Origin of the sequence: Burkholderia sp. JKS000303, assembly GCF_002563755.1 — a bacterium.
Taxonomy (GTDB): Bacteria; Pseudomonadota; Gammaproteobacteria; order Burkholderiales; family Burkholderiaceae; genus Burkholderia; species Burkholderia anthina_B.
The window spans coordinates 2,852,383-2,865,743 of the sequence record NZ_PDBZ01000001.1 but is presented as its reverse complement, the minus strand read 5'-3'; the positions used below and the strand labels follow the sequence as shown (position 1 = coordinate 2,865,743).

At 69.1% G+C, this 13,361-nt stretch carries 10 protein-coding genes; 2 read left to right on the top strand and 8 right to left on the bottom strand.

Going from position 1 to position 13,361, the window contains the following annotated elements; all coding sequences use genetic code 11:
- Window positions 1-31: 31 nt before the first annotated feature.
- Window positions 32-1,306 (bottom strand): serine hydroxymethyltransferase, encoded by a 1,275-nt coding sequence (locus tag BX604_RS13705; RefSeq protein ID WP_059600252.1) that lies wholly within the window; start codon window positions 1,304-1,306, stop codon window positions 32-34.
- 356 nt (window positions 1,307-1,662) lie between these two features.
- On the opposite strand from BX604_RS13705, the gene BX604_RS13700 reads away from it, so the two are divergent.
- Window positions 1,663-2,778, top strand: coding sequence for a GlxA family transcriptional regulator (locus BX604_RS13700; RefSeq protein ID WP_098551261.1), 1,116 nt, complete (start codon window positions 1,663-1,665; stop codon window positions 2,776-2,778).
- 335 nt (window positions 2,779-3,113) lie between these two features.
- The gene (locus BX604_RS13695) at window positions 3,114-4,001 is read left to right on the top strand and encodes a DMT family transporter (protein WP_098551260.1); all 888 of its coding nucleotides are present in this window, start codon (window positions 3,114-3,116) and stop codon (window positions 3,999-4,001) included.
- Window position 4,002: 1 nt separating this feature from the next.
- On the opposite strand, the gene BX604_RS13690 is transcribed toward BX604_RS13695, so the two are convergent.
- The 7 genes from BX604_RS13690 to BX604_RS13655 form a co-directional block, all read right to left on the bottom strand.
- Entirely contained in the window at window positions 4,003-4,917 is a 915-nt protein-coding gene (locus BX604_RS13690) for a LysR substrate-binding domain-containing protein (protein ID WP_098551259.1), read from the bottom strand.
- 179 nt (window positions 4,918-5,096) lie between these two features.
- Complete coding sequence (gene fdhA, locus BX604_RS13685; RefSeq protein ID WP_098551258.1) at window positions 5,097-6,293, bottom strand: formaldehyde dehydrogenase, glutathione-independent; 1,197 nt, start codon at window positions 6,291-6,293, stop codon at window positions 5,097-5,099.
- A gap of 240 nt (window positions 6,294-6,533) precedes the next feature.
- A complete protein-coding gene (locus BX604_RS13675; RefSeq protein ID WP_098551257.1) occupies window positions 6,534-7,724 on the bottom strand; it encodes an HlyD family secretion protein in 1,191 nt (396 codons plus the stop codon).
- Window positions 7,724-9,520, bottom strand: a complete 1,797-nt coding sequence (locus BX604_RS13670; RefSeq protein WP_098551256.1) for an efflux transporter outer membrane subunit — start codon at window positions 9,518-9,520, stop codon at window positions 7,724-7,726. The genes BX604_RS13675 and BX604_RS13670 overlap by 1 nt, the downstream gene beginning before the upstream one ends.
- An 8-nt stretch (window positions 9,521-9,528) precedes the next feature.
- Window positions 9,529-10,467: a glycosyltransferase family 2 protein gene (locus BX604_RS13665; protein WP_098551255.1), complete on the bottom strand. Its 939-nt coding sequence runs from the start codon at window positions 10,465-10,467 to the stop codon at window positions 9,529-9,531.
- 10 nt (window positions 10,468-10,477) lie between these two features.
- Window positions 10,478-12,070 (bottom strand): DHA2 family efflux MFS transporter permease subunit, encoded by a 1,593-nt coding sequence (locus tag BX604_RS13660; protein ID WP_098551254.1) that lies wholly within the window; start codon window positions 12,068-12,070, stop codon window positions 10,478-10,480.
- Entirely contained in the window at window positions 12,067-13,350 is a 1,284-nt protein-coding gene (locus tag BX604_RS13655; RefSeq protein ID WP_098551253.1) for a glycosyltransferase, read from the bottom strand. Before BX604_RS13655 ends, BX604_RS13660 begins: the two co-directional genes overlap by 4 nt.
- Window positions 13,351-13,361: the final 11 nt, after the last annotated feature.

Below are 13,361 nucleotides of genomic sequence, written 5' to 3'. Positions count from 1 at the left end.
CTCCAGTCTCTGTATTGGTGGGGATCGTCGATCAGTAAATCGGGAAGCGCTCGCAAAGCGCGAAAATCTCTCGGCGCACGCGCTGTTCGGTCGCGTGGTCGCCTTCCGGGTTCGCGCGCAGCGCGTCGAACACTTCGAGAATCAGGCGGCCGACTTCGCGGAACTCCGCGACGCCGAAGCCGCGCGTCGTGCCGGCCGGCGTGCCGAGGCGGATGCCCGACGTGACGGTCGGCTTCTCGGTGTCGAACGGAATGCCGTTCTTGTTGCAGGTGATGCCCGCACGCTCCAGCGCCTGTTCGACCGGCGCGCCCTTCAGGCCCTTCGGGCGCAGGTCGACCAGCAGCAGGTGGTTGTCGGTGCCGCCGGTGACGAGATCCACGCCACCCGCCTTCAGCACTTCGCCGAGCGCCTGCGCGTTCGCGAGCACGTTGTCGATGTAGGTCTTGAAGTCCGCATGCAGCACTTCGCCGAACGCGACGGCCTTGCCGGCGATCACGTGCATCAGCGGGCCGCCTTGCAGGCCGGGGAACACGGCCGAGTTGATCTTCTTCGCGATCTCTTCGTCGTTGGTCAGCACGAAGCCGCCGCGCGGGCCGCGCAGCGTTTTGTGCGTGGTGGACGTGACGACGTGCGCGTGCTCGACCGGGTTCGCATGGCGGCCCGCGGCGATCACGCCGGCGATGTGCGCCATGTCGACCATCAGCTTCGCGCCGACGCTGTCGGCGATCGCACGGAAACGTGCGAAGTCGAGTGCGCGCGGGTACGCCGAGAAACCGGCGATGATCAGGTTCGGCTTGTGTTCGTGCGCCAGCGCTTCAACCTGGTCGTAGTCGATGCGCATCGTGTCGCGGTTCACGCCGTACTGAACCGCGTTGAACCACTTGCCCGACAGCGCCGGCTTCGCGCCGTGCGTCAGGTGGCCGCCGGCGTCCAGCGACATGCCCAGCACCGTGTCGCCCGGCTTGGCCAGCGCGAGCATCACCGAGCCGTTCGCCTGCGCGCCCGAGTGCGGCTGCACGTTCGCGTAGCCGGCGTTGAAGATCTGCTTCACGCGCTCGATCGCCAGCGCCTCCACCTCGTCCGCGAATTCGCAGCCGCCGTAGTAACGCTTGCCCGGATAGCCTTCCGCATACTTGTTGGTCAGCACCGAACCCTGCGCTTCCAGCACCGCGCGCGACACGATGTTTTCCGACGCGATCAGCTCGACTTGCGACTGCTGGCGCTCGAGCTCCTTGAGGATGGCGCTGCGCACCGGCGCGTCACGCTCGGCAAGAGGCTGCGAGAAGAAAGGCTGGGTGTTCGACATAGTGCGTCCGTGACAAGAATAAAGGGCGGAAAACCGAAGCTCGAGGCCCGCCGTACCTGGGTTTCCAGTGCTTCCAGAGCAAGGCTGCCGACGGCTCTATTCTTGTCGTTCGGATTTTCGACGGATTGATGAATTTAGACGCGTTCTTTGCCTTTTCCGCCATGCACGTCCGTTTTGTACAAGTGACCGCTCGTGCTTTTTCGGATGACCAAATGAACCGGCCCTCGCAGTTCACCTATGGACACGCACTTCGTCAGTGCCTGTGCCGCTCGTCCGGGGTGCGGCGCGGCCCGTTTACGGTGCAGTGCAGCATCGGCCTGACGCCCATACAACGTATGGAGCTAGGGTTTAGCCGTATGGCACGCTTGTTGCGCTCGCTCACACAATACGGCAGCCCGATCCGTGCCTCGGGCCAAAAGCTATTAGAGATTCAAGGAACGCTCCCCATGTCGCCCGACCGCACAGCGTCGCTGTCCCACTTCGCGTTCATGCCCTTACCGAATTTCACGATGATCGCGTTCACCAATGCGATCGAGGTGCTTCGGATGGCGAACTACCTGAGCGGACAGCCGCTCTACCGCTGGTCCGTGATCAGCCCGGACGGCGGCCCGGTGACGGCGAGCAACGGTCTCACGGTCGACACGGGGCCGGCCGAATGCGTCGGGCAGCCGGATATCGTGTTCGTGTGCGGCGGCGTGGACGTGCAGCGCGCGACGACGCCCGCCCACCTGTCGACCCTGCGCCGTTTCGCGCGCCAGGGTTTGCCGCTCGGCAGCCTGTGCACGGGCACCTATGCGCTTGCGAAGTCGGGGCTGCTCGCGGGCTACGCGTGCGCGATCCACTGGGAAAACATGTCAGCGCTGAAGGAAGAGTTTCCGGACACGCGCTTCCTGAAGGAACTGTTCGTGGTCGATCGCGACCGCATCACGTGCACGGGCGGCGTCGCGCCGCTCGACATGATGCTGAACCTGATCGCCGCGCGCGTGGGCACCGCGCGCGTCACGCAGATCGCCGAGCAGTTCATCGTCGAACACGTGCGCGACACGAGCGCGCAGCAACGGATGCCGCTCGTCGCGCGTCTGGGCTCGGCGAACAAGTCGCTGTTCGAAGTGATCTCGCTGATGGAGAACAACATCGAGGAGCCGCTGTCGCGCGAGGAACTCGCGCGGCTGGCGAACATGTCGCAGCGCCAGTTGCAGCGACTGTTCCGCGAGCATCTCGGGATGACGCCCACGCACTATTACCTGACGCTGCGGCTACGCCGCGCGCGCGAACTGCTGCTGCAGACCGACATGTCGATCATGCACATCACGATGGCGTGCGGGTTCCAGTCGGCGTGCCACTTCAGCAAGAGCTATCGCGATGCGTTCGGCGTTGCGCCGACGCGTGAACGTCGCAAGCAGGTCGCTCCGCTCGCGCCGGGGGCGGCCGGCACGGGGGCGGCGTTTCCGGCGCATGTGATTCATGCGTGAAGTGCGGGTGGTGCGATAAAAGAAAGCGGCCTTCATGAAGGTCGCTTTTCGTTTGTGCCTACGATCCCCACACCTGCATTTCGTTGAGCGAATCCCCCGCCGTGTCGCGCGCTTCTTGCCGGGCGTCCCGCACGTAACGCCCCCTGCGCGTCCAGGTTCGGCAACGTCACGTAACCGCACGCCGCGTGAGTGCGCATACGCGTCATTGACGGCGAGCCGCGGCGTCCAACCGCGCCGATTCATTTTTCTAAACCAGCCCTCACAAAACCGGGTTTGCGTCGCGACGCGCGCGTGACGTTCAATGGGTTGCCCGACCCATTGAGCGGAGTTCGTCGATGAATGCACTACAGCTCGTGACCCTGGCAGCCATCTGGGGCGCGTCGTTTCTGTTCATGCGCGTGGGCGCGCCGTCGTTCGGCGCCGTGCCGCTGATCGCACTGCGGGTGTCGATCGCCGCCGTGCTGTTGCTGCCGGTATTGCGCAGCGCGGATGCGCGACGCGAATTCCGCGCGCATGCGGCGCCGCTGTTCATCGTCGGCATCGCCAACTCGGCGCTGCCGTTCTGCCTGCTGACCTATGCGGCGCTGTTCGTCTCCGCCGGCACCGATTCGATCCTGAACGCCACGACCCCGTTGTGGACCGCGCTCGTTGCATACGTGTGGCTGCGCGCGCCGCTGACGAAGCCGCAGGCAATCGGTCTCGCGGTCGGCTTCGCCGGCGTCGTCGTGCTGGCCGGCTCCGCGATCGGCGCCGGCACGCCCGGCGCCCCGCGCGCGATCGCGGCCGCGATGCTCGCGACGCTGTCGTACGGCTTCGCCGCGCATTACTCGAAGCGCAAGCTGGCGAACGTCAGGCCGTTCGTGTCGGCGTTCGGCAGCCAGCTGTTCGCCGCGATCGTGCTCGTGCCGCTGGCGGCGCCGATGTGGCCGCAGGCACCGGTTCCCACGTCGGCGTGGATCGCCGTGGCGCTGCTCGGCGCGATCTGCACGGCCGTCGCCTACCTGCTGTATTTCGGGCTGATCCGCAACGCCGGCGCGCAATACGCGGCGTCGGTCACGTTCCTGATTCCGATCTTCGGGGTCGTATGGGGCGCGATCTTCCTGCACGAAACGATGACCGTGCAGACGATCGTCGGGTGCGCAATCATCCTGCTCGGCACGGCGCTTGCGACCGGCAAGATCAAGGGGTTCACGACAGGCGTCGTGCGCGGGTCACGTCAATAGATCACGCCGACAGGTCGCGCGAGTCGTCGTCGGGCTCGCCGATCTCGCGCGCGAGCCAGTCGCGGAACGCGACGATCTTCCACTCGTGCCGACGCGCGTCGCTGCATACGACGTAATAGGAAAGCTCGGTCGGCCAGGGCTGCGCCAGCACGCGCACCAGCCGCCCCGCCGCGACTTCGTCGCGCGCATAGATGTCGCGGACCAGCGCGATGCCCTGCCCGGCAACGGCCGCCCTGATCAGCAACGCGTCCTCGCTGAAGCTCGCGCCGCGCGGCGTCCGCGCATCCTCGATCCCCTGCGTGCGCAGCCACAGCGACCAGTCGGCGCGATCGGCATCCTGCAGCAGCGGATACGCCAGGCAGTCGGCCGGCGTGTGGATCGGGCGAGCCGCATCGAGCAGGTGCGGGCTGCAGACGGGCCACATCTCGGGCGTCCAGATGCGAAGCGCCGCGTGCCCCGGATAACGGCCCAGCCCGTGGCGGATCGCGACGTCGACGTAGTCGCGCCGCAGGTCGACCAGTTGCGCGCGGGTCTCGACGGTGATTTCGATGTCAGGGTACGCGGCGTTGAACGAGCCGAGGCGCTGCACGAGCCACGTGTTCGCGAACGACGCGGTGGTCGTCACGGCGAGCCGCACGACACGCCGGTTCGCGCCGTGGACGTTCGCCCACGCGGCTTCGATCTCGTTGAACCCGCCGGCGAGCTGGTCGAACAGCGCGCGGCCCGTGCCGGTCAGCTCGAGCTCGCGACCGGTGCGCTCGAACAGGCGCACCGCGAGCCGGTCCTCGAGATTGCGGACGTGCTGGCTGACCGCGCCCGGCGAAAGGCACAGCAGGTCGGCCGCCTGCTTCATGCTGCCGCATCGCGCCACTTCGACGAACGTGTGCAGCGCGGCGAGAGGGAGTGACTTGGCCATCCGTGGGGTCGCCGCCGGACGGCGATGGAGGTCGGGATCGGGCGATGATTATCGCAGCAAACGCCCGCCCGCAGCGCTCGGGGTTCGCCAGCGCCAGCGACGACGACGCGTGTTGCGCCACAGCAAAAACGGGCGGCGCCGTCTCCGGCGCCGCCCGCTTCACTTCCCTTGTTCGTACGTCAGGCTGCCAGCAAACCGTGCGGATCGATCACGAATTTGCGCGGCGCGCCGCCGTCGAACTTCTTGTAGCCTTCCGGCGCCTGATCGAGCGAGATCACTTCGACGTTGACGATCTTCGCGATCGGCAGACGGTCGAACAGGATGGCCTGCATCAGGTTGCGGTTGTACTTCAGCACCGGCGTCTGACCCGTGAAGAACGAGTGCGACTTCGCCCAGCCAAGGCCGAAGCGGATGCTGAGGCTGCCGTGCTGCGCGGCCTTGTCCTTCGCGCCCGGATCGTCCGTCACGTACAGGCCCGGAATGCCGATCGCGCCGGCCGGACGCGTGATTTCCATCAGCGAGTTCAGCACCGTCGCGGGCGCTTCCTCGGAATGGCCCGACGAACCGTGGCCGTGCGCCTCGAAGCCGACGCAGTCGACCGCGCAGTCGATCTCCGGCACGCCGAGGATCTGCTCGATCTGCTCGCCGAGCGACGCGTCCTTCGACAGGTCGACCGTCTCGAAGCCCATCGCACGCGCATGCGCGAGGCGTTCCGCGTTCATGTCGCCGACGATCGTCACCGCCGCGCCGAGCAGGCGCGCCGATGCGGCCGCCGCCATCCCGACCGGGCCCGCGCCCGCGATATAGACCGTCGAGCCCGGCTTCACGCCCGCGCTCACCGCGCCGTGATAGCCGGTCGGCAGAATGTCGGACAGGCAGGTCAGATCGCGAATCTTCGCCATCGCCTGGTCGCGGTCCGGGAATTTCAGCAGGTTGAAGTCGGCGTACGGCACGAGCACGTACTCGGCCTGACCACCGATCCAGCCGCCCATGTCGACGTAGCCGTAAGCGCCACCGGCACGCGACGGGTTCACGTTCAGGCACACGCCCGTATGCGTGTCCTTGCACATCGCGCAGCGGCCGCACGCGACGTTGAACGGCACCGACACGAGATCGCCGAGCTTCAGCGTCTCGACGTCGCGGCCCACTTCGACCACTTCGCCCGTGATCTCGTGACCGAGCACGAGACCGACCGGCGCGGTCGTGCGGCCGCGCACCATATGCTGGTCGGAGCCGCAGATGTTCGTGCTGACGACCTTCAGAATCACGCCGTGACCGATCGCGCGACCGGTCGGATCGACCATCTTCGGATAATCGATTTTCTGGACTTCGACCTGGCCCGGCCCAAGATAGACGACACCTCGATTGCTGCTCATCGTATTGTCTCCATGTCTCGTTGGATGGCGCCGCTGCGCGCCGATGCGGCGCACACGCAACGTGCTGTTCGAGAGTAGTCCCGGAGGCAGGGGCGCCGATGTCTCAAACGCGACATGCGTTTGATCGGCGCCGACATGGATGGCGGAAAGACGAAAGTCGGGTCGGCAAGCTGACGAAAAGCCGGCAGGCAAGACGCGCGGCCCGCCGACCGGCCGACCGCCCCGCAGGCCCGGCGCGCGTTACCCGCCCTGATTCTCGCGGATGATGACGGCTGCCGCCGCGTCCGCATCGCTCGCGACGCCGTCGTGCACGCGCGTGCTGACGGCCGGCGTCGGCGGCTCGCTGTCGAGCGCGTGGCCGTCGCGGTTGCGCGTGTCGACCGTCGCGCGCATCGACAGCCCGACCCGCAGCGGATGCGCGGCCAGATCGCGGGGATCGAGCGCGATCACGACCGGCACGCGCTGCACGACCTTGATCCAGTTGCCGGCCGCGTTCTGCGACGGCAGCATCGAGAACGCGCTCCCGGTGCCGGCCGAGAAGCCCTGTACGCGGCCGCGATAGACGACGCGCGACCCGTACAGGTCCGACACCACGTCGACCGGCTGGCCGACCCGCATGTGCCGGATCTGCCCTTCCTTGAAGTTCGCCTCGACCCACAACCGGTTCAGCTGCACGATCGACATCAGCGGCACGCCGGGGCCGACCTGCTGGCCGACCTGCACCGAACGCTGGCCGATCGTGCCGTCGACCGGCGCGACGATCGTCGTGCGCTTCAGGTTCCGGTACGCGAGCTTGAACTGCGCGGCCGCCTGCACGACGGCCGGGCTCTCGTCGACGGGCAGCTTGCTGCCGAGCGCACGCGCGGCTTCGAGCTGCGCCTGCGCCGCCGCGAGGTTCGCCTGCGCGCCGGCGACCGCCGCGCGGGCGCGCGCCAGCTCCTCGGGCGCGACGATCTCGACCGACGCGCCCGAGCGTGCGGCCAGCGCGCGCTGCGCGAGCGACAGGTCGGCCTGGCGCGCATTCACGGCCTCGACGTACATCGTGTTCGAGATCTTCGCGTTCGCGACCTGCCGCACGGCCTGCACGAGCTGCGCCTTCGCCTGCGCGAACGCGACGGAAGCTTCCGTGTCGTCGAGCCGCACGAGCGTCTGCCCGGCGCGCACGGCCTGCGTATCGGCGACCAGCACGTCGGTCACGGCGCCCGGCGTCTGCGCGGCGACCTGCACGATGCTGCCGGCGACGTACGCGTCGTCGGTGTCTTCGTCATAGCGGTCGCGCAACAGCCAGAACGCGACCCAGACGAGCGCGGCCAGCAGCACGACCGCGAAGAACAGCGTGAAGCGCTTGCGGCGTGTCGCGCGGCGCGCGTCGAGTGCCGGGTCGTTCAGGGCGGCCGGCGGGACGGCGGTATGAAGGTTGTCGTGGTGCATCAGTCGCTTTGCGTAACGATCAGGCGGTCATGCTGGAACAGGGGGATCGCGGGTACGTCGGTGGAAACCGCGGGGACCGTACTGCGCGCGGCGGCATTGGCGCTCGCGCTATCGGCGACCGCACCGCGCGGCGCTCGGACGACCGGCGGCGGGTCGAGCCGCGCAACAGGCAGTGCGGCGCCTGTACCGATGGCAGTCATGCTCGTACCCGGCGCATTGCGCGCAGCGGCATTCGTCGCCACGCCGCGCTTCGTCCGCGCACCGTGCGCGCCGCGCGCCGCCGGTGCCGGCGCCGCTGCCGCCGCCATCGTTGCGCTCGCATCGAACCCGCCGCCGAGCGCGCCGACGAGGCCGACGTGCAACGTCCGCTGCCGCCCCTGCAACGCGATCAGCTGCGTCCGCTCGTCGATCAGCGTCAGATCGGCGACATCGACGTCCTTCTGCATCAGCACGCCGCGTCGATGCCGGTCGGCCGCGATCTGCACGATCTTCAGCGCGGCCGCGACCGCCTCCTGCTGCTGCGCGACGAGCGTCCGCGACGTCTGCAGCGACGTGACGATCTGCGCGACCTGCCCGAGCGCGTCGTCGACGGTCTTGTTGTACAGCCCGATCGCGATGTCGGCCTGCGCGACGTCCGCGCCAAGCTTCGCCTTCAGCCGGCCACGGTCGAACACCGGCAGCGAGATCGCGGGGCCGACGGAGCCCGCGAGCGCGTCGCGCGAGAACATCGACGCGGGCGTCAGCGCGAACACGCCGCCGAGCGCGACGAGGTTCACGTCCGGATAGAACTGCGCGCGGGTCGAATCGGCATTCGCGAACGCGGCTTCCACACGCAGCCGCGCGGCGACGATGTCCGGCCGGCGGCCGAGCAGATCGGCCGGCAGCCGCGCGGGCAGTGCGCCGCCCGGAAACGCCCCGACGCGCGGCCGCTGCAGCGCGAGCCCGCGCTCGGGCCCGCGGCCCGACAACACGCCGAGCTGCAGCTGCGCGAGCTTGATCTGCTCGTCGTTCATCGCGATCTGTTCGAGCAGGCGGCTGCGCTTGATCGATGCGTCGCTCGCGTCGTACGCGTTGTCGAGGCCGCGCGCGGTGCGCTCGCGCAGCACGGCCGTCACGCGCTGGCTGATCTTCAGCTTCTGCTGCAGCAGGTCGCGCACCGCGTACGCCTGGTCGAGCTGGCAATACACGGTGACGATCGCGACCGCGAGCGTGAGCCGCACCTGCTCGGCCTCGACGCCCGCCGCGTCGCGCAGCGACATCAGGCTCCGGGTCGCCGCGCGGTTCTTGCCCCACAGGTCGAGCTGGTAGTTCAACCCGACGAACACCGACGCCGGCGACACGACCGGATCGCCGAAGATCTCCACCGGCACGCGATAGCCGCCCGCCGTCACGTCGGCGATGTCGCCCGGCTTCGGCATCCGCGCGCGGCTGACCGTCGCGCCCGCGGTGCCGGTCAGCCCGGTCAGCGAATCGAACTGCTGCAGCTGCGCCTGCGCGACGCGCAGCCGCGCCTGCGCCACCTGCAGATCGGGATTGTTCTGCGACGCCTCCGCCACCAGATCGTCGAGCTGCGGATCCTGCAGTTGCGTCACCCAGTCGGGCGCGGGCCACGCGCCGTTCGCGCCGGGGCCGGCCGTGTGGGCCAGCGCGTCGGCGGCCGGTGCGCGCAGCGACAGCGACGGCAGGAATCCCGACGGCACGCAGCCGCCGAGCGCGAGCAACGCGGCCGCCGCCAGAACCGTCCAGCCGCGCTGCGCGCCGCGTGCCGGCGCTGCGGCTTTCGTGATGCGTTCCATTGCGTGCGTCACCCCTGCTGGATGCGCTGCGCACGCGCGGCCAGACGCGGCTGCGTGCGCTCGAGCGGGCCGAGCCGGCCGAACAGGCCGTCCGCGATGCCCAACAGGATGCCGGCGAGCTTGTCGCGCTTGTCGCGCTCGACGAGCGCGATCTGCACGACCTGCCACACGGTCAGCAGGTTCGGCACGATCGCCACCGGAAAGCGCAGCCCGTACTGCATCCCGAGCTGCACCGCATTGCGCGCGCTGTAGTAGCGCCGTTGCCACGAGTGATTCATCGACGTCATTTCGAAAGGGCCGAACGCGTGGCACTGTTTCGCGCCGATCCGGTGCGGCAGCACCAGCGACGGCACGACATAGAGCGGCACGTTGCGCGCGAGCGCGCGGAAGCTGTACTCGGTGTCGACGTGATCGATGAACAGCGTCTCGTCGAAGCGGCCGAGCGCGTCGAACGCGGCACGCGACACGACGCAGCCGGACGAGATCAGGAACGCGCAGCGCTGCAGCGGCCCGTCGGCTTCGACGCGCAGCCGGCGCAACGCGATCCCGTTGGTCGCGAGCTCGGGCAGGAAGCTGCGCGCGTTCTCGTCGAAGATGCGCGGGCCGGCGAGGAACGCGCGGCCCGCGAGCCCCGCGCAGACGTCGCGCATGGTCGCAAAATAGCCGGCCGGCACCGACGAATCCTGGTCGAACAGCGCGACCGCATCGACGTTCTCGCGCAACAGCGCAGCGAGCCCCGCGTTGTACGCGCCGGCGATCCCGCCGCGGTTGCCGTGATGCAGCAGCGCGATGCCGTCGCGTGCGCACAGCGCGCTTGCGCGGGCATCGGGCTGCGGCGTGTTGTCGACGACGAGCAGCGTGTCGCACGCATGCCGCCATGCGCCGAGCGCCGCGAGTTGGGCGTCGGTCGGGTGATACAGGATCACGAGTGCGCCGAGTGTCGTCATGCGGGTTTCCTCAATGTCCGAACGAAGCGGCCGCGCCGCGCCTGGGCCGCGTCAGCCACATCATCGCGGCGAGCACAAGGCAGGTCATGCTCGCCATCCAGAACATGTCGCCCGTCGCCATCATGTAGGCCTGCTGCATCACGACCTGATGCAGCGTCGTCAGTTCGCGCACGCCGTCCACGCCCATCGCGTTCAGCGTGTGCACGAAGCGCTGCGTGTTCGCCGAGGCGTGCGTGACCGATTGCGACACGACGTCGTAGTGATAGGTCGCGCGGTTGTCCCACAGCGTCACGCTCATCGCGGTGCCGAACGCGGCCGACAGCGTGCGCAGGAAGTTCGACAGGCTCGACGCGGCCGCCAGCCGGTCGTCCGGAATGCGCGACAGCGTCGCGGCGGTCAGCGGAATGAAGAAGCACGGCAGCCCGATCCCCTGGATCAGCCCCGGCGCGGCGATCTGCGCGAACGTCATCTTCAGCGTGAAATGCGCATCCCACGCGAGCACGGCCGCGAACACGAGGAAGCCGAAGGTCGCGAGCACGCGTGCGTCGAAGCGGTGCGCGTGCAGGCCGACCAGAATCGAGAACACGAGCGCGAGCACGCCGAGCGATGCGGTGGCCAGCCCCGCATGGAACGCGTTGTAGCCCATCACCGCCTGCATCCACAGCGGAAACACGACGCCGACCACCGAGAAGCTCATCATCCCGAGCGAGATGATCAACACGCAGAACGAGAACGTTCGGTCGCGAAACAGGCTCAGGTCGACCACGGGATGCGCTTCGCCCGCCTCCCAGATCAGCAGCGACACGATCGCGAGCCCCGCGACCACCGCGAGCGTGACGATCAGCGGCGAACCGAACCAGCCCTTGTCGTGGCCGAGGTCGAGCATCGCCTGCAGCGAACCGACACCGATCACGAGCAGCACGATGCCCGGCACGTCGATCGGGCCGGCCGCGCCGCGCTGCGCGTCGGGGCGCAGCATCGTCGTGCAGACCGCGAACGAGAACAGCCCGATCGGCAAATTGATCAGGAAGATCCACGGCCACGAGAAGCTGTCGACGATCCAGCCGCCGACCACCGGCCCGAAGATCGGCGCGAGCAGAACGGTCATTGCCCACAGCGCGAGCGCGACGGTGCGCTTGTCCGGCGGGAACGTGCGCAGCAGGATCGTCTGCGACAACGGCACCATCGGCCCCGAGCACAGTCCCTGCAGCGCGCGGCAGACCACCAGCACGTGCAGGTCGCGCGCCAACCCGCACAGCAACGACGTCAGCGTGAACAGCAGCACCGCGCCGACGAACAGCCGCAGCTCGCCGACGCGGCGCGCGAGCCAGCCGGTCAGCGGCACCGCGATCGCGGCCGCGACCGAATACGAGCTGATCACCCACGTGCCCTGGCTGTTCGATACGCCGAGGCTGCCGGAGATCGCCGGCACCGCGACGTTCGTCACGGTCGAGTCGAGCACTTCGATGAAGGTCGCGAGCGACAACGCGAACGTCAGCAGCGCGAGCCGCGCGCCGCGCACCGGTGGCGCGGCGGGTGCAGACACGGGCGCGGACGCATCGAAGGCGGCGGGCGTGTCCTGAAGCGGCGACGCCGTACTCATGCGCCCGCCGTCGCGACGTCGGCCGGCGCAGGCACGCGTCCGTGGTTCGGCGCGAGGCGCTCGATGAAATCGGCGGCCGTCTCGCAACCGTCCGGCGCGGCCTCGACCCGCGCACGCATGCGTGCCGCCCGCTCGGCGAAGGCGGGCTCGGCGAGCACGCGCGCGAGCGCCGCGGCGAGACGCGCGCCGTCTACCGGGCCATCGACGCGCACACCACAGCCGCTCACGGCCACGCGTTGCGCATTGTCGAACTGGTCGTGCGCGAACGGCGTCACGACCTGCACGATCCCCGCTTCATACGCGAGCGCCGCGGTGCCGATCCCACCGTGATGCACGAGCGCGCGGCAACGCGGCAGCAGCGTGCGCATCGGCACGAAGCGGCGCACCAGCAGCCGCTCGCCGTCCGTCGCCGCAGCGTGCGGCGTCAGCAGAATGCCGCGCGCGCCGGTTGCGCGCAGCGCGTCCGACACCGCGCGCACATACGCGGCGTGATCGATCAGCGTCGAGCCTGCCGTGAACACGACGGGCGGCTCGCCCGCCGCGAGAAACGCATCGAGCGCGGGATCGTCGTCATGCGCGGCGATGTCGTTGAACAACGGAAAACCGCCTTGCAGAAGCTGCGTCGGCCAGTCGCGCTGCGCCGGCGCGAACCAGTCCGGAAACAGGCACAGCACGCCGTCGGTCGAATGCAGCCAGCGGCCGAGCACGCGCCGCGCGGGCGCCAGCCCCAGTTCGCGGCGCACCGCATTGAGCGCGGGGCCGCACACGCGGTCGAGCACCTGCCGCTCGATCAGCGTCAGCAGCGCCGATTTCACGGGCAGCGGCCAGCGTGCGGGGATCGTCAGGCGCGGGTGCGTCGGCGGCACCTGCGCGGACAGCAACGTGGACGGCGACACCTGCACCGACACGTACGGCGTGCCGTGCAGCTCCTGCATCAGGCGCGCGGAAAACGCCCACAGCGTGCCGACCAGCACGGTATCGCCATCGGTCAGTGTGCGCAGCGCGTCGTAATGCGGGCGCACCACGGGCGCGATCACCTGCCACAGCGTGCGGAACGACGTGCGCGGATCCCACAGCGCCGGGTTCGCCATCGCGGCTTCATACTCGGCCGCGGTGCCGACCGGCACGAACGCGAAGCCGCAGCGGCGCGCGGCCGCCTCGAACGGCGGGTGCGTGCAGAACACGACGTCGTGGCCGCGCATCGCGAGCGCACGCGCGACGCCGAGCAGCGGATGCACGTCGCCCGCCGAGCCGATCGCGGTCACGATCACCTTCGCCATCGCGCGCCTCG